The 16,037-nt window shown below is 72.1% G+C and carries 14 protein-coding genes; 3 read left to right on the top strand and 11 right to left on the bottom strand.

Going from position 1 to position 16,037, the window contains the following annotated elements; all coding sequences use genetic code 11:
- Positions 1 to 1,188, bottom strand: coding sequence for a phosphoglycerate kinase (locus tag AB0J53_RS08250; RefSeq protein ID WP_364169950.1), 1,188 nt, complete (start codon positions 1,186 to 1,188; stop codon positions 1 to 3).
- A 66-nt stretch (positions 1,189 to 1,254) separates the two neighbouring features.
- A complete protein-coding gene (gene gap / locus AB0J53_RS08245) occupies positions 1,255 to 2,259 on the bottom strand; it encodes a type I glyceraldehyde-3-phosphate dehydrogenase (protein ID WP_219509925.1) in 1,005 nt (334 codons plus the stop codon).
- Between the two features lie 185 nt (positions 2,260 to 2,444).
- Between gap and AB0J53_RS08240 the strand changes: the two genes are divergently transcribed.
- Positions 2,445 to 3,098: a hypothetical protein gene (locus tag AB0J53_RS08240; RefSeq protein WP_364169947.1), complete on the top strand. Its 654-nt coding sequence runs from the start codon at positions 2,445 to 2,447 to the stop codon at positions 3,096 to 3,098.
- Positions 3,099 to 3,122: 24 nt separating this feature from the next.
- Here the strand turns inward: AB0J53_RS08240 and whiA are convergent, their stop codons facing one another.
- From whiA to AB0J53_RS08205, 7 genes are all read right to left on the bottom strand, one after another.
- Positions 3,123 to 4,103 carry a DNA-binding protein WhiA gene (gene whiA, locus AB0J53_RS08235; RefSeq protein ID WP_219509922.1) on the bottom strand — a complete coding sequence of 327 codons (981 nt, stop codon included), beginning with the start codon at positions 4,101 to 4,103 and terminating at the stop codon, positions 3,123 to 3,125.
- A 70-nt stretch (positions 4,104 to 4,173) separates the two neighbouring features.
- Positions 4,174 to 5,151: a uridine diphosphate-N-acetylglucosamine-binding protein YvcK gene (gene yvcK / locus AB0J53_RS08230; protein WP_357586646.1), complete on the bottom strand. Its 978-nt coding sequence runs from the start codon at positions 5,149 to 5,151 to the stop codon at positions 4,174 to 4,176.
- Complete coding sequence (gene rapZ / locus AB0J53_RS08225) at positions 5,148 to 6,017, bottom strand: RNase adapter RapZ (protein WP_219509921.1); 870 nt, start codon at positions 6,015 to 6,017, stop codon at positions 5,148 to 5,150. The genes yvcK and rapZ overlap by 4 nt, the downstream gene beginning before the upstream one ends.
- Positions 6,014 to 7,939 carry an excinuclease ABC subunit UvrC gene (uvrC, locus tag AB0J53_RS08220; RefSeq protein WP_219509920.1) on the bottom strand — a complete coding sequence of 642 codons (1,926 nt, stop codon included), beginning with the start codon at positions 7,937 to 7,939 and terminating at the stop codon, positions 6,014 to 6,016. The genes rapZ and uvrC overlap by 4 nt, the downstream gene beginning before the upstream one ends.
- 75 nt (positions 7,940 to 8,014) lie before the next feature.
- Complete coding sequence (locus tag AB0J53_RS08215; protein WP_357586644.1) at positions 8,015 to 8,473, bottom strand: Rieske (2Fe-2S) protein; 459 nt, start codon at positions 8,471 to 8,473, stop codon at positions 8,015 to 8,017.
- Positions 8,474 to 8,519: 46 nt separating this feature from the next.
- Positions 8,520 to 8,990: a Rieske (2Fe-2S) protein gene (locus tag AB0J53_RS08210; RefSeq protein WP_364169942.1), complete on the bottom strand. Its 471-nt coding sequence runs from the start codon at positions 8,988 to 8,990 to the stop codon at positions 8,520 to 8,522.
- A gap of 106 nt (positions 8,991 to 9,096) precedes the next feature.
- Positions 9,097 to 9,501, bottom strand: a complete 405-nt coding sequence (locus AB0J53_RS08205) for a Rieske (2Fe-2S) protein (RefSeq protein ID WP_364169939.1) — start codon at positions 9,499 to 9,501, stop codon at positions 9,097 to 9,099.
- Between the two features lie 211 nt (positions 9,502 to 9,712).
- Here AB0J53_RS08205 and AB0J53_RS08200 point away from each other — a divergent pair, with 211 nt between their 5' ends.
- Positions 9,713 to 10,858, top strand: coding sequence for an alkaline phosphatase PhoX (locus AB0J53_RS08200; protein ID WP_364169936.1), 1,146 nt, complete (start codon positions 9,713 to 9,715; stop codon positions 10,856 to 10,858).
- A 62-nt stretch (positions 10,859 to 10,920) separates the two neighbouring features.
- Positions 10,921 to 11,784, top strand: coding sequence for an SGNH/GDSL hydrolase family protein (locus AB0J53_RS08195; RefSeq protein WP_364169934.1), 864 nt, complete (start codon positions 10,921 to 10,923; stop codon positions 11,782 to 11,784).
- A 69-nt stretch (positions 11,785 to 11,853) separates the two neighbouring features.
- On the opposite strand, the gene AB0J53_RS08190 is transcribed toward AB0J53_RS08195, so the two are convergent.
- Both AB0J53_RS08190 and uvrA read right to left on the bottom strand, forming a co-directional pair.
- Positions 11,854 to 13,074, bottom strand: coding sequence for a PucR family transcriptional regulator (locus AB0J53_RS08190; protein WP_219509914.1), 1,221 nt, complete (start codon positions 13,072 to 13,074; stop codon positions 11,854 to 11,856).
- Positions 13,075 to 13,151: 77 nt separating this feature from the next.
- Complete coding sequence (uvrA, locus tag AB0J53_RS08185) at positions 13,152 to 15,992, bottom strand: excinuclease ABC subunit UvrA (RefSeq protein WP_219509912.1); 2,841 nt, start codon at positions 15,990 to 15,992, stop codon at positions 13,152 to 13,154.
- Between the last annotated feature and the right edge of the window lie 45 nt (positions 15,993 to 16,037).

Raw genomic sequence — 16,037 nt, 5'->3', positions numbered from 1 at the left:
TCAGTCCTCCAGGGCGGCGAGTCCGGGGAGCGTCTTGCCCTCCAGATATTCAAGGCTGGCCCCGCCCCCGGTGGAGATGTGGGAGAAGCCGTCCTCGGGCAGGCCCAGCTTACGCACCGCGGCCGCCGAGTCGCCGCCGCCGACCACGGTGAAGGCGTCGGCTCCGATCAGCGCCTCGGCCACCGCCCGGGTGCCGCCGGAGAACGCGTCGAACTCGAACACGCCCATCGGGCCGTTCCAGAAGACGGTCTTGGCGTCGGCCAGCTTGGCGGCGAACAGCTCGCGGGTCTCGGGCCCGATGTCGAGGCCCTCGCGGTCGGCCGGGATGGCCGTGGCCGCGACCGCCTCGTGCGGGGCGTCGGCGGCGAAGTGCGTGGCCGCCAGCACGTCGACGGGCAGCACCAGGTCGACGCCGCGCCGGCCGGCCTCGTCGAGGAAGCCGCGCACCTGGTCGAGCTGGTCCTCCTGCAGCAGCGACCCGCCGACCTCGTGGCCCTGGGCCTTGAGGAAGGTGTAGGCCATGCCGCCGCCGATGAGCAGCCGGTCGACCTTGGTCAGCAGGTTGGCGATGACGCCGAGCTTGTCGCTGACCTTGGCGCCGCCGAGCACGACCACGTAGGGGCGCTCGGTGTCCTCGGTGAGCCGCCTCAGCACGTCCACCTCGGCCACGACCAGCCCGCCCGCGGCGTGCGGCAGCAGCGCCGGCACGTCGTAGACGCTGGCGTGCTTGCGGTGCACGGCGCCGAAGCCGTCGCCGACGTAGAGGTCGGCGAGCGCGGCCAGCCTCTCGGCGAACGCGCGGCGGGCCGCGTCGTCCTTGGACTCCTCACCCGGCTCGTAGCGCAGGTTCTCCAGCAGGGCCACCTGGCCCTCCTGGAGGCCCTGCACGGTGGCCTGGGCGCTGTCGCCGACCACGTCGGAGGCGAAGGCCACCTCCTGGCCGAGCAGCTCGCCCAGGCGGGCCGCGACGGGCCGCAGGGAGTATTTCGGGTTGGCCTCGCCCTTGGGCCGTCCCAGGTGGGCGCAGACGACGACCTTCGCGCCGCGTCCGGCCAGCTCCTGGATGGTGGGCACCGACGCGCGGATGCGCCCGTCGTCGGTGATCGTCTCGCCGTCGAGCGGCACGTTCAGGTCGGCGCGCACCAGCACGCGCCGTCCCTTCACATCGAGATCGTCGATCGTCCGCAACTGTGCTCCTTCTGCGGAGGCGCGCGGGCCGCCCGGGCGGACGGCCCCGCTTCGCTCCGGAATCGGTCAGATGTCCGCGCCCACCAGCTGGATGAGGTCGACGAGGCGGTTGGAGTAGCCCCACTCGTTGTCGTACCAGCCGACGACCTTGACCTGGTTGCCGATCACCTTGGTGAGGCCGGCGTCGAAGATGCAGGAGGCCGGGTCGGTGACGATGTCGGAGGAGACGATCTCGTCCTCGGTGTAGGTCAGGACGCCCTTGAGCGGGCCCTCGGCGGCGGCCTTGAGCGCGGCGTTGACCTCTTCGACGGTGACGTCGCGGCCGACCTCGACGGTGAGGTCGGTGGCCGAGCCCGTGGGGATCGGCACGCGCATCGCGAAGCCGTCGAGCTTGCCCTTGAGCTCCGGCAACACCAGGCCGATCGCCTTGGCGGCGCCGGTGGAGGTGGGCACCACGTTGAGCGCGGCGGCGCGGGCGCGGCGCAGGTCCTTGTGCGGGCCGTCCTGCAGGTTCTGGTCCTGCGTGTAGGCGTGGATGGTGGTCATCAGACCCTTCTCGATGGTGAAGGTGTCGTGGATGACCTTGGCCATCGGGGCCAGGCAGTTGGTGGTGCAGGAGGCGTTGGAGATGATCGTGTGCTGGGCCGGGTCATAGGAGTCGTGGTTGACGCCCATGACGATGGTGACGTCCTCGTTCTTCGCCGGGGCGGAGATGATGACCTTCTTGGCGCCGTTCTCGGCGTGCACCCGGGCCTTGTTGGCGTCGGTGAACAGGCCGGTCGACTCGACCACCACGTCGACCCCGAGGTCGCCCCACGGCAGCTTGCCCGGGTCGCGCTCCTCGAACACCTTGATGGCCTTGCCGTCGACGGTGATCTCGTCGCTGGAGGCCTTCACCTCGTACGGCAGGCGGCCCAGGATGCTGTCGTACTTGAGCAGGTGGGCCAGCGTCGCGTTGTCGGTCAGGTCGTTGACCGCGACGATCTCGATGTCCTTGCCACTGGCGGCGACCGCGCGCCAGAAGTTGCGACCGATGCGGCCGAAGCCGTTGACGCCTACGCGGATGCTCACGGAACCGATCTCCTCGTACGTGATGACGGGCTGATACCTCAACCCTCGAACCCTATCGGAACCAAATTGGTTTAGACCACTGCCACCCCCGCCTAGAGAATCGAGGTTCGGTAAGCACAATTTGTGAGGTTCGAGTAAAGTGCCCGACTCGTCGGAGTAAATTCAGGCATTCTCTGGGGGCTGAGATGTCACAACACCGATCCGGCCTGCTGTCCGGCCTGATCATCGGCTTCATCGCGATGCTGCTGTGCGCGGCCGGCGTCGCGGCGGCCTTCCTCTACGACGGCGACCTCGTTCCCGAGGCCGTGCGTGTCTTCGGCGACGGCGTCCCGCTGTCCGCCGGGATCGCCCTGGTCGCCGGCCTCCTGGTCGGCGCGGCGATCTGCCTGATCCGCCCGCGCGCCCTCGTGCTCCCGCTCGTGGCGGCCCTGTACGGGGCCGGGGCCGTCGTGGCCGGCGCGATCGCGAGCACGGCGGCGGTCCCCGGGTATTTCGCGTACACGCCGGCCTCGGAGCCGTGGAAGCCGCCGCTTCGCACGCTCGAGGAGTTTCTGGCCGCACTGCCCGACGCCGCCGCCCTCATCTGGCCGCAGCTCTACCGGTCGTGGCAGATCCCCGCGGTGGTGGCCGCCGCGGCCCTGCCCGCCTTCCTGCTCGTCCTCGTACGCGTCCTGCGCCTGCGCGGGAAGGCCAGGGCGGCGACGGCCGCCGAGAAGCCCGAGAAGCCCGAGGAGGGGGAGGAGCCCGAGTACCGGGCTCCCTTCGAGCCCCTGCAGGCGGCCAAGCCGGCCACCACCCCGCCCAGCCTCTTCACGCCGCCCGACCGCGACGCGACGTGACCCGGCGGTCCCGTACGGGGGACGTCAGGAGGAGAGCATCTCGACCGTGAGATTGGCCTCGGTGTTGGGGATGCCGAGGTCGGAGGCGCGCTTGTCGGCCATGGCGAGCAGCCGCCGGATGCGGCCCGCGATCGCGTCCTTGGTCAGCGGCGGGTCGGCGATCTGGCCGAGCTCCTCCAGGGACGCCTGCTTGTGCTCCACCCGCAGCCGCCCGGCCACCACGAGGTGGTCCGGCGCCTCGTCACCGAGGATCTCCAGGGCGCGCTGCACGCGGGCGCCGGCGGCGACGGCGGCGCGGGCCGAGCGGCGCAGGTTGGCGTCGTCGAAGTTGGCCAGCCGGTTGGCGGTGGCCCGGACCTCGCGGCGCATCCGCCGCTCCTCCCAGGCGAGCACGCTGTCGTGGGCGCCGAGACGGGTGAGCAGGGCGCTGATGGCGTCGCCGTCGCGGACCACGACCCGGTCGACGCCGCGCACCTCGCGCGCCTTGGCGTGGATCTTCAGCCGCCGGGCCGAGCCGACCAGGGCCAGCGCCGCCTCCGGGCCGGGGCAGGTGACCTCCAGCGACATCGACCGGCCCGGCTCGGTGAGCGAGCCGTGGGCCAGGAACGCGCCGCGCCAGGCGGCCTCGGCGTCGCAGGCCGCCCCCGCGACCACCTGCCGGGGCAGGCCGCGCACCGGCCGTCCGTGGTTGTCGATCAGCCCGGTCTGGCGGGCCAGCGCCTCGCCGTCGCGGTAGACGCGGACCACGTAACGTGATCCCTTGCGCAGCCCGGCCGGCGCGAGCACCAGCACCTCCGCCTTGTGGCCGAACACCTCGCCGATGTCCTTGATGAGCCGCCGCGCGGTCGCGTTGGTGTCGAGCTCGGCCTCGATCACGATGCGCCCGCCCACGAGGTGCAGGCCGCTGGCGAAGCGCAGCAGCGTGGACACCTCCGCCTTGCGGCAGCAGGGCTTGAGCACCGGCAGCCGGCTCAGCTCGTCCTTGACCACACCCGTCATTGCCATAAGCGTTTAGTCCTCCCCCATCAGACCGGTCCTAGCAGTCTCTCGCACCTTCTCGCCACGCCGACCAGGATCAACGCTTCTGGAGGAAAATCTCGTCCAGGACGGAGGCAAGACGTCGTGCATCGTGCCTCGGCGAGCCGTCACGGGCGGCGACGTCGGCCAGGACCAGCCGGGCGCCGAACGCGGCGGCGGCCTTCTCCAGCGCGGCGGGGTCGTCGACCACGCCGGTGTCGGCGAGGACGACGTCGAGGGAGAGCTCGGGGGCGTGCCGCCGCAGGACCTCCAGGTGCTGCTGGGGGGAGAAGTCGTCGGTCTCGCCCGGCTGCGGCGCGAGGTTGAGCGTGACCAGCCTGCGGGCCTCGGTGCGGTGCAGCGCGCGGGCCAGCTCGGGCACCTTGAGGTGCGGCAGCACGCTGGTGAACCACGAGCCGGGCCCGAACACCACCCAGTCGGCCTCCAGCACCGCCTCGACGGCCTCGGGCCGCGCGGGCGGGTCCTCGGGCACCAGGGAGATGGCCCGCACGCGGCCGGGCGTGAGCGCGCACGCCACCTGGCCGCGCACGGTGGAGACGACGCCGTCGAGCTCCACCTCGGCGACGATGTCGAGCGGCACCGAGGCCATCGGCAGCACTCGGCCGTGCGCGCCGAGCAGCCGGCCCACCCAGTCGAGCCCGGCGACGGGGTCGCCGAGGAGCTCCCACAGCGCGACGATGAGCAGGTTGCCGACGGCGTGGCCGTGCAGCTCGCCCTCGCTGCGGAAGCGGTGCTGGACGACCTCGCTCCAGGTGCTGCCCCACTCATCGTCGCCGCACAGGGCGGCCAGCGCCATGCGCAGGTCGCCGGGCGGCAGCACGCCCAGCTCGCGGCGCAGCCGGCCGCTGGAGCCGCCGTCGTCGGCGACGGTGACGATGGCGGTCAGCGCGTCGGTCACCGCGCGCAGCGCCGACAGCGCGGCGTAGAGGCCGTGGCCGCCGCCCAGCGCCACGACCCGCGGGCCCGTCTCTAAGTCGATGCCGCTCAGCGGATCGGCGAAGCCCTCATCCGTCACTCCCGGCCCACATCCCGGTGGCTGACCTGGACCTCCATGCCCCGGTCGCGCAGCCGGGAGGCGACCTGCTCGGCCATGGCGACGCTGCGGTGCTTGCCGCCGGTGCAGCCCACGGCGAGCGTGGCGTAGCTCTTGCCCTCGCGCGAGTAACCGCCGGCGATGACGCGCAGCACCTCCTCGTAGGCGTCGAGGAACTCCTTGGCGCCGGGCTGGCCGAGCACGTAGTCGCGGACGGGCGCGTCGGTGCCGTTCATCGGCCGCAGCTCGGGCACCCAGTGCGGGTTGGGCAGGAACCGGCAGTCGACGACCAGGTCGGCGTCGACGGGCAGGCCGTACTTGTAGCCGAAGGAGACGACGTTGACCCGCAGGCCCGGCCGGTCCTCGCCGCCGAAGTAGGCCACGATCTTGTTGCGCAGCTCGTGCACGTTGTGGGCGCTGGTGTCGATGACGAGGTCGGCGTTGGCCCGCACCTCGCGCAGGATGCCGCGCTCGCGGGTGATGCCGTCGACCAGCCGGCCCTCGCCCTGCAGCGGGTGGGGGCGGCGCACGGCCTCGAAGCGGCGCACCAGCTCCTCGTCGCTGGCCTCCAGGAACACCACGCGCACCCGGACGCCGCGGCCGAGCAGCTCCTCGATGGCGGCGTTGAGGTCGGTGGTGAACGCCAGGCTGCGCACGTCGACGACGGCGGCCACCTTGTCGGCGGCCAGCTTGACCTTGCCCGCCTCCTCCGCCATGGCGAACAGCAGCCCCGGCGGCAGGTTGTCGATGACGAACCAGCCGAGGTCCTCCAGGGCCTTGGCGGCGGTGCTCCGCCCGGCCCCCGACATGCCGGTGACGATGACGAACGCCGGCTCGGTGGACTTCACTGACTCTCCCCCTTCAGGGTCGACACGATCACCTCGGCGGTGGCCGGGCCGATGCCCGGGACCTCGCGGATCTCGTCCGCGGTGGCCTCGCGCAGCTTCTTGACGGAGCCGAAGTGCCGGAGCAGGGCCTGGCGGCGAGCCGGGCCGAGACCGGGCACGCTGTCGAGCGCGCTCTCCTTCACCGTCTTGGACCTCTTGGCTCGATGGTAGGTGATGGCGAACCTGTGCGCCTCATCTCTGACCCGTTGCAGCAGGTAGAGGCCCTCGCTGGAACGCGGCATGATGACCGGCTGGTCGTCGCCCGGCAGCCACACCTCCTCCAGCCGCTTGGCCAGCCCGGCGACGGCCACGTCGTCGATGCCGAGCTCGTCGAGCGCCCGCTGGGCGGCGGCGGCCTGCGGCCCGGCGCCGTCGACGACGACGAGGTTGGGCGGGTAGGCGAACTTGCGCGGCTTGCCCGTCTCGGGGTCGATGGGGCTGTGCGCGTCGTCGTCGGCCGCCAGCTCGCCCGTGGCCGAGCGCTCCTCCAGGTAGCGGCGGAAGCGGCGCAGGATCACCTCGTGGATGGAGGCGACGTCGCCTTCCTTGGTCTTGACGGCGAAGCGCCGGTATTCGGACTTGCGGGCCAGGCCGTCCTCGAACACCACCATGGACGCCACCACGTTCTCGCCCTGCAGGTGGGAGACGTCGTAGCACTCGATGCGCAGCGGCGCCTGGTCGAGGTCGAGCGCGTCGGCGATCTCCTGCAGGCCCTTGCTGCGCGTGGTGAGGTCGCCGGCGCGGCGGACCTTGTGCTGGGCCAGCGACTCCTTGGCGTTGCGCTCGACGGTCTCCATGAGCGAGCGCTTGTCGCCGCGCTGCGGGACGCGCACGTCGACGCGGGCGCGGCGCTGCTCCGACAGCAGCTCGACGACGGCCTCGGCGTCGGGCGGCAGCGCCGGGACGAGCACCTCGCGGGGCATCGACTCGGGGCTCGCCTCGGCGTACATCTGCAGCAGGAACTGCTCGACGAGCTCGCCCGGCGAGGTCTCCTCCACCTTGTCGACGACCCAGCCGCGCTGGCCCCTGATGCGCCCGCCGCGTACGTAGAAGACCTGGACGGCGGCCTCCAGCGGGTCCTCGGCGAGCGCCACGACGTCGGCGTCGGTGCCCTCGCCGAGCACGACCGCCTGCTTCTCCAGCGCCCGCTGGAGCGCCTGGATGTCGTCGCGCAGCCGGGCGGCGCGCTCGTACTCCTGCTCGGCGGCGGCCTCGCGCATGTCCTTCTCCAGGCGCTTGATGAAGCGCCCGGTGTTGCCCGCCATGAAGTCGCAGAAGTCCTCGGCGAGGTCGCGGTGCTCCTCGGGCGTGACGCGGCCCACGCACGGCGCCGAGCACTTGTCGATGTAGCCGAGCAGGCAGGGCCGGCCGATCTGCCCGGCGCGCTTGAACACCCCGGCGCTGCAGGTGCGCACCGGGAACACGCGCAGCAGCAGGTCGACGGTCTCGCGGATGGCCCAGGCGTGGGAGTAGGGGCCGAAGTAGCGGGTGCCCTTGCGCTTGGCGCCGCGCATGACCTGCACACGCGGGAAGTCCTCGCCCATGGTGACGGCGAGGTAGGGGTAGGACTTGTCGTCGCGGTACTTGACGTTGAAGCGCGGGTCGTACTCCTTGATCCAGGAGTATTCGAGCTGCAGCGCCTCGACCTCGGTGCCGACGACGGTCCAGTCGACGCCGGCGGCGGTGGTGAGCATGCTCTGGGTGCGCGGGTGCAGCGTGGAGAAGTCGGCGAAGTAGGAGTTGAGCCGCTGGCGCAGGCTCTTGGCCTTGCCGACGTAGATCACCCGGCCGTGGGGGTCGCGGAACCGGTAGACCCCGGGGGAATCGGGGATCGACCCTGACTTCGGCCGGAAACTCAAGGGGCTGCCCGCTGATCTCGCCACGTTTTCCAGCCTAGTGGCCGCCACCGACAAGCTCACCCGCCGTGCCCCCGGGCAGGCACGGCGGGCAGGGGTGGGTCAGGCGAGGGAGATCTGGTCGCCTTCGACCTTGATCTGCCGGGCGGGCAGCGCTTCGGTCGCGGGGCCCTGGGCCACGGAACCGTCCTCGATCTTGAACTTGCTGCCGTGGCACGGGCAGTCGATGGTGCCGTTCTCCACGCTCGCGACCGGGCAGCCCTTGTGGGTGCAGTCGGCGCTGAACGCCTTGAACTGGCCCTCCGCCGGCTGGGTGATGACGATCTTCTGCTCCTTGAAGATCGTCCCGCCGCCGACGGGGATGTCGGAGGTCTTGGCCAGCCCGCCCTGCGGCGCGCTCCCGGCGGACTCGGTGGGTGCGGCGGGCGCGCTGGTCGCGGTAGTGGCGGTGGTCGCGCCGGTCGTGCCGCTGTCGCCGCCGCACGCGGTCAGGGCCACGGCCAGGCCACTCGCGCCCACCCCGGCGATCACCGCTCTGCGGCTCTGAAGGTCTCGTCCCATGCCGGCCAGCCAACCGCATCCAGGTGAGAATTCGATGAAGAACCCCTTAGCCCAGCCTGATCTTGCCGCCGGACACGGTGATCTTCTTCTCGGCGAGCGGCTCGGTGGCCGGGCCCTCCGCCACGGACCCGTCCTCGATCCTGAACTTGCTGCCGTGGCACGGGCAGTTGATCGTCCCGCCGACGACCTCGGCGACCGTGCAGCCCGCGTGGGTGCACGTCGCCGTGAACGCCTTGAACTCGCCCTCGACCGGCTGGGTGACGACGACCTTCTGCTTGTCGAAGATCGCCCCCTCGCCGGCGGGGATGTCGGCGGTCTCGGCCAGCGCCTTCGGCTCTTTCTTCTTCTTGGGCGCGGCCTGCGACTCCTCGGCGGGCGGCTCCTCGGCCGCGTCGGCGGCGGCGTCGACGGCCGCCTCCCCGGTGGGCTGCCCGTAGGCGGCGCAGGCGGTCAGGACCGCGGCCAGCCCGGCGCCTCCGGCTCCGAACACCACCGCCCGGCGCGTCGTATCGGTCATGATGCGTCCTTCCAGGTTTCGGGTCTCACTCGCAGGTACGGCCGGCGGCCGTGAGCCGGTTCAGCCTCCCGCGCCCCGATCCCGGGAACCACGCACAATTACCCGTTCACACCACCACGATGCCGTCGCCCTCGATCTTGACCGCGTAGGGCGTCAGCGGCCCCTGCGCCGGACCGCTCAGCACCGCGCCGGTGTCGGCGGCGAACTCGCTGCCGTGGCACGGGCACCGCATCACGTTGTCCTCGGGCGAGCCGACCGCGCATCCGCGGTGCGGGCAGCTCGCGCTGTACGCCTTGAAGACGCCCTCCGACGGCTGCGCCACCACGATCTTCCACTTGCCGATGACCTTGCCGCCGCCCACGGGCACGTCGGCGACCTTGGCGATGACGTGGCCCTTGACCCCGGGCGTCTGGCGTGTCTTGGCGTCACCGGTGCCGCACGCGCCGAGCGCCACCCCGCACGCCATCACCCCGGCAGCTCCCAGCGCCTCACGCCGGCCGACTCCAGGCATGGCGGAGCCCCCCTCCATGATCGATGACCCCCTGCAGGTCACGGTTCACCCTAGGGGCGGTGATGTCCGGTCCGGTAAGCGGGTGCGGGTGCGGGCTTTGTGACGGGTCACAGCGGCGGCCCGCCGACTTTGCCGCGCCGTCCAATTCACAGGATGCCGCCGACGGATCATCGTGTGCTGCGAACGCCCTCACGCACGCACGGGAGTCGCCATGCAGCGTCGCACGTTCCTCCGCACCGTCTCCGCCGGGCTGGGCGCCGTCGCCTTCTCGGGCGCCCTCTGGCACGAGGCGGCGAGCACGTCGGCGGTCGCCGCGGGCGCGAGCCCGTACGGCCCGCTCGGCCCGCCGGACGCGAACGGCGTCGCGCTGCCCGCCGGGTTCACCAGCCGGGTGGTGGCCAGGACGGGCCACCCGATCGGCGGCACGCTGTGGCACCCGGCGCCCGACGGCGGCGCCTGCTTCGCCGCGGGGACGGGCTGGATCTACGTGTCCAACTCGGAGGTGCCGCTGGTCGGCGGCGCGACCGCGATCCGGTTCCGCCCGGACGGCTCGGTCGAGCGCGCCTACCGCATCCTCGACGGCACCAACGTCAACTGCGCGGGCGGCCGTACGCCGTGGAACACGTGGCTGTCCTGCGAGGAGATCTTCCGGGGCCGCGTGTACGAGACCGACCCGTACGGTGAGCGCGCGGCACGGTCGCGGCCCGCGATGGGCCGGTTCAAGCACGAGGCGGCGGCCTGCGACCCGGACCGGCGGGTCGTCTACCTGACCGAGGACGAGTCCGACGGCTGCTTCTACCGGTTCGTCCCGGTCACGTGGGGCGACCTGTCCAGCGGGCGGCTGGAGGTGCTGTGCGGCAACGCGTCCGGCGGCCCGGTGGAGTGGCGTCCGGTGCCCGACCCGGCACCCGGCGTGCTGGAGCGGCAGACGCGCCACCAGGTGAGCGCCGCCCGGCACTTCGACGGCGGCGAGGGCTGCCACTACGCGGCCGGGATCTGCTACTTCACGGCCAAGGGCGACCGCAGGGTGTGGGCGTACGACGCCGTGCGGCAGAGCCTGAGCTGGGTCTACGACGGCGGCGGCACGCTCGACGGCGTCGACAACATCACCGGCGCGCCCACCGGCGACCTGTACGTGGCCGAGGACGGCGGCAACATGGAGATCAACATCATCACGCCCGACGGCGTGGTGGCGCCGGTGCTGCGGCTCGACGGCCACGGCGGCTCGGAGATCACCGGGCCCGCGTTCTCCCCGGACGGCACCCGCCTCTACTTCTCCTCGCAGCGCGGCACCAGCGGCGAGCGCGCCGGCACCGGCGGCATCACCTACGAGGTGACGGGCCCGTTCCGTCACTGATCCCTCTTGCCCGGCCGCCGTCACCCCGCGGCGGCCCCCACCCCCCACCGAAGGATGCCCGCATGCTCCGACGAACGACGGTCGCACTCGCCGCCGCCCTGCTGCTGGCCGGCCTGGCTCCCCCCGCCCACGCCCAGCAGGGCGAGTCCTACGTCGCGCTGGGCGACTCGGCCGCCGCCGGGCCGCTCGTGCCCGACCAGGTGCTGCCCGACCTGGGCTGCCTGCGTTCCGACCGGAACTACCCGCACCTGACCGCGCGGGCGCTCGGCGTGGCGTCCTTCCGCGACGTCACGTGCTCGGGAGCCAAGACGCGGCACATGTACCAGCCGCAGGAGACCGAGCTGGGCTCGGTGCCGCCCCAGCTCGACGCGCTGCGCCCGGACACCACGCTGGTCACCGTGCACATCGGCGCCAACGACGTCGGCCTGACCGGCTTCATCGAGGACTGCCTCAACCTGCTGCCGCCGCCCGTCGGCGACGCCTGCTACAACGACTACACCGACGAGAACGGCCAGGACACCTGGCGGGTCAAGACCGAGGCGCTGCGCCCGACGCTCGTCACGCTGGCCGGCGACATCCGGGCCCGCTCGCCGCAGGCGCGGATCTTCCTGGTCGGCTACGCCACCTACGCCCGGCCGGACGGCTGCTACCCGCGCGTCCCGATCATCCGGCAGGACGCCAACTACATCCGGGCGACCCTGATGTACTTCAACCGGATGCTCGCCGAGCAGGCCGCCGCCGCCGGGATCGGCTTCATCGACCTGCAGACGCCCAGCGCCGGCCACGACCCGTGCGCCTCCCCCGGGGTGCGCTGGATCGAGCCGTACATCCCGGCCTCGCCCGCCGCGCCGTTCCACCCGAACGCGCTGGGCATGCGCAACTTCGCCACCATCGTCACCGGAGCCGTCACCTCCGCGGCCCGCTGACCCGCCCTGGCACGCGCTCAAGACCGGCACGCGCCCGGGACCGGCACCCTCCCAGACCGGGCGCGCTCCTCAGGCCCGGCGGCCGAGCTGCCGCCGGGCCGTCAGCGCGGCTCCGATCCGCTGGAGCTGGGCCGGGTCCATCGGGTCGAGCCCCGTCAGGCTCACCGCCCGGCGCAGCCGGTAGTCGACGGTGTTCGGGTGGACGTGCAGCAGCTCGGCGGTCCGCCGCCGGTCCAGCCCCGTGTCCAGGTACGCGGTCAGCGTCCGCAGCAGGTCGGGATGGGCGCCCAGCGGGTCGAGCAGCCCGGCGAGCCCGGCCACGGCGGCGCTGGGCCGGGTCAGCTGATACTCCAGCAGCACGTCGGCCAGCCGGTGCGCCCCCGGCGGCAGCCCGGCCCCGCGCGCGACCTCCAGCACCTCCTCGGCCAGCTTGGCCGCCTCGGGCACGCCCGCCGGCTCGGCCCACTCCGCCGCCGCCCACACCGGCGCCCCGGCGGCCCGCGCGGCCTCCGCGACCATCTCGCCGACCTCGCACCAGGCCGGCTCCTCGGCGAGCGGCACGAGCACCAGCCCGCCGGTGGCGTCGAGCGCCGACAGCACCTGCTCGGCGGCGTGCCGCTGGACGGCCGTGCGCACCCGGTGCAGCTTGCGCCGCCCGGCGATGGCGCGGCTCACCCGGTCGCCCGCCTCGTCGGGGTGCGCGCCCAGCGCCGTGGCCACCACCAGGTAGCCGGGCGCCAGCCGCACCCCGGCCAGCGCCGCCCGGTCGCCCGCCAGCAGCGCCGAGACGGTGGCGTGCATGGCGTGCTGCTCCTGGCTGAGCATCGCCTCCCGCTCCCCCAGGTACGCGCCGCACACGGCGGACGTGACGGTGCCCGTGTAGGAGAGGATGAGGCGGTTGGCGGCCAGCACGTCGTCCAGGTCGCCGGGCCCGGCGAGCGCGAACAGGTGCTCCCACACCCGGGTCACCCCCAGGTGGTAGGCCGACAGCAGCGCGTCCAGCGGCACCCCCTCCTGCGCCCGCCGCGCCGCCGACGCCCGCAGCGGCGCCAGCTCGGCGCGGGTCGGCGGGCGCCGCTCCCGGAACATCCCGCAGATCATGCGCAGGTTGTGCACGGTGATGCCGGTGATGTCGCCGTCGAGCTCCTCGCGGGGCAGCCGCCGGTAGAGCGGGATCTCCTCGGCGAACGCGGCGACCAGCTCCCTGGCCAGCCGCACCGCCTGACGCTCCAGGAGCTCGTGCACCGGGCACCCGCCCAGCGTGAGCGCCCGGAGCGCATGATCCGCCACGGTCAGACCCTGTCAAATCCCCCGTCGGTAAACAAGGCACCCAACCGTGGCGCTATCGCATCCGCGTTCCCGCGTCGTCAGGACCCCAGGAGCTTGCGCAGGAAGCGGCCGGTGTGACTCTCGTCCACCTGGGCCACCTCCTCCGGCGTGCCGGCCGCGACCAGCGTGCCGCCGCGGGAGCCGCCCTCCGGGCCCATGTCGATGATCCAGTCGGCGGTCTTGATGACGTCGAGGTTGTGCTCGATGACGATGACCGTGTTGCCGCCGTCGACGAGCCTCCCCAGCACGCCCAGCAGCCGCCGGATGTCCTCGAAGTGCAGCCCGGTCGTCGGCTCGTCCAGGACGTAGACCGTCCGGCCCGTCTGCCTGCGCTGCAGCTCGGAGGCCAGCTTGACGCGCTGCGCCTCGCCGCCGGACAGCGTCGTGGCCGGCTGGCCGAGCCGCACGTAGCCGAGGCCCACGTCGTTGAGCGTCTGCAGGTGGCGCTTGATCGCCGGGATCGCGTCGAAGAAGGCGAGCGCCTCCTCGATCGGCATGTCGAGCACCTCGGAGATCGTCTTGCCCTTGTAGTGGACCTCCAGCGTCTCCCGGTTGTAGCGGGCGCCGTGGCAGACCTCGCACGGGACGTACACGTCGGGCAGGAAGTTCATCTCGATCTTGATGGTGCCGTCGCCCGCGCACGCCTCGCAGCGCCCGCCCTTGACGTTGAAGCTGAAGCGGCCCGGCTGGTAGCCGCGCACCTTGGCCTCGGTCGTGGCCGCGAACAGCTTGCGCACGTGGTCGAACACGCCGGTGTAGGTGGCCGGGTTGGAGCGCGGGGTGCGCCCGATCGGCGACTGGTCGACGTGCACGACCTTGTCGACCTGGTCCATGCCGTTGACCCGGGAGTGGCGGCCCGGCACCGTGCGGGCGCCGTTGAGCTCCTTGGCCAGCGCGTTGTAGAGGATGTCGTTGACCAGCGTCGACTTGCCGGACCCGGACACGCCGGTCACGGCGGTGAACAGCCCGAGCGGGAAGTCGATGTCGACGCCCTTGAGGTTGTGCTCGCGGGCGCCCTTGACGGTGATCTGCCGCTTCTTGTCGCGCTTGCGGCGCTTGGCGGGCACGTGGATGCTCCGGCGGCCCGACAGATACTGCCCGGTCAGCGACTCCTCGCTGTTGAGCAGGTCCTGGACGGTGCCGGAGACGACGACCTGGCCGCCGTGCTCGCCCGCGCCCGGGCCGATGTCGACCACCCAGTCGGCGGCGGCGATGGTGTCCTCGTCGTGCTCGACCACGATGAGCGTGTTGCCCATGTCGCGCAGCCGGATCAGGGTGTCGAGCAGCCGCATGTTGTCGCGCTGGTGCAGCCCGATGGACGGCTCGTCGAGCACGTACAGGACGCCGACGAGGCCGGAGCCGATCTGCGTGGCCAGCCGGATGCGCTGCGCCTCGCCGCCCGCCAGGGTGGCGGCGGCGCGGTCCATGCTCAGGTAGTCGAGGCCGACGTCGAGCAGGAAGCCCATCCGCGCGTTGATCTCCTTGACCACCCGCTCGGCGATGTGCATGTCGCGGTCGGACAGCTTGAGCGCGGCCAGGAACTTGGCGCACTCGCCGATCGACATGGACGCGACCTCGGCGATCGACTTGCCCGCGACCGTGACGGCCAGCGTGACCGGCTTGAGCCTGGCCCCCTTGCACGCCGGGCAGGGGATCTCGCGCATGTAGCCCTCGAAGCGCTCGCGCGTCGAGTCGCTCTCCGCCTCGGCGTGACGGCGCTGCACCCACGGGATGACGCCCTCGTAGGTGGTGTAGTAGGAGCGCTGGCGGCCGTAGCGGTTGGCGTAGCGGACGTGGACCTGCTCGTCGTGGCCGAACAGCAGCGACTTCTGCGCCTTCTTCGGGAGTTTGTCCCACGGCGTGTCGAGGGTGAAGCCCATGGTGTGGCCGAGCGCCTCGACGAGCCGGACGAAGTATTCGCTGGTGTGGCCGCCGGACCAGGGGTGCAGCGCGCCGTCGCGCAGCGTGCGCTCGGGGTCGGGCACGACGAGGTCGGGGTCGACCTCCATCTTGGTGCCGAGACCGGTGCACTCCGGACAGGCGCCGAAGGGCGAGTTGAAGGAGAACGAGCGCGGCTCCAGCTCCTCGAACGACAGGTCGTCGTAGGGGCAGTAGAGGTGCTCGGAGTAGAAGCGCTCGCGGCCCGGGTCGTCCTCGGGCAGGTCGACGAACTCCAGCGTGATCGTGCCGCCCGAAAGCTGCAGCGCCGTCTCGACCGAGTCGTTGAGCCTGCGCCGCGACGACTCCTTGACCGAGAGCCGGTCGACGATGACCTCGATGTCGTGCTTCTCGTACTTCTTCAGCACCGGCGGCTCCTCCAGCCGCACGACGGTGCCGTCGACCCGGGCGCGGGCGAAGCCCTTGGTCTGCAGCTCGCGGAACAGCTCGGCGTATTCGCCCTTGCGGCCCCTGATGACCGGGGCCAGCACCTGGAAGCGGGTGCCCTCCTCCAGGTCCATCACCCGGTCGACGATCTGCTCCGGCGTCTGCCTGGCGATCGGGCGCTCGCACACCGGGCAGTGCGGCTTGCCGATGCGCGCCCACAGCAGCCGCAGGTAGTCGTAGACCTCGGTGATCGTGCCGACCGTGGAGCGCGGGTTCTTGCTGGTGGCCTTCTGGTCGATCGACACCGCGGGCGACAGGCCCTCGATGAAGTCAACGTCGGGCTTGTCCATCTGCCCGAGGAACTGCCGGGCGTAGGCGGACAGGGACTCGACGTAACGCCGCTGCCCCTCGGCGAAGATCGTGTCGAAGGCCAGGCTCGACTTGCCGGAGCCGGACAGGCCGGTGAAGACGATCATCGCGTCTCGCGGCAGGTCGAGCGAGACGTCCTTGAGGTTGTGTTCACGTGCGCCACGCACGATCAGGCGGTCAGCCACGGCGATCCCGATGTCGAAAAGGCGGATAGGTCCACGGGGGATGGT

This window comes from Nonomuraea sp. NPDC049725 (assembly GCF_040674795.1).
Classification (GTDB): domain Bacteria; phylum Actinomycetota; class Actinomycetes; order Streptosporangiales; family Streptosporangiaceae; genus Nonomuraea; species Nonomuraea ceibae.
This window is presented reverse-complemented; position numbering and strand designations above follow the sequence as displayed.

What these genes read in the sequence shown, in the direction of transcription:
- AB0J53_RS08215 (WP_357586644.1), bottom strand. Translation starts at nt 8,473, where the DNA reads ATGGGACGAGACCTTCAGAGCCGCAGAGCGGTGATCGCCGGGGTGGGC.
- AB0J53_RS08200 (WP_364169936.1), top strand. Translation starts at nt 9,713, where the DNA reads ATGCAGCGTCGCACGTTCCTCCGCACCGTCTCCGCCGGGCTGGGCGCC.
- whiA (WP_219509922.1), bottom strand. Translation starts at nt 4,103, where the DNA reads ATGGCAATGACGGGTGTGGTCAAGGACGAGCTGAGCCGGCTGCCGGTG.
- AB0J53_RS08210 (WP_364169942.1), bottom strand. Translation starts at nt 8,990, where the DNA reads ATGACCGATACGACGCGCCGGGCGGTGGTGTTCGGAGCCGGAGGCGCC.
- AB0J53_RS08195 (WP_364169934.1), top strand. Translation starts at nt 10,921, where the DNA reads ATGCTCCGACGAACGACGGTCGCACTCGCCGCCGCCCTGCTGCTGGCC.
- AB0J53_RS08240 (WP_364169947.1), top strand. Translation starts at nt 2,445, where the DNA reads ATGTCACAACACCGATCCGGCCTGCTGTCCGGCCTGATCATCGGCTTC.
- AB0J53_RS08205 (WP_364169939.1), bottom strand. Translation starts at nt 9,501, where the DNA reads ATGCCTGGAGTCGGCCGGCGTGAGGCGCTGGGAGCTGCCGGGGTGATG.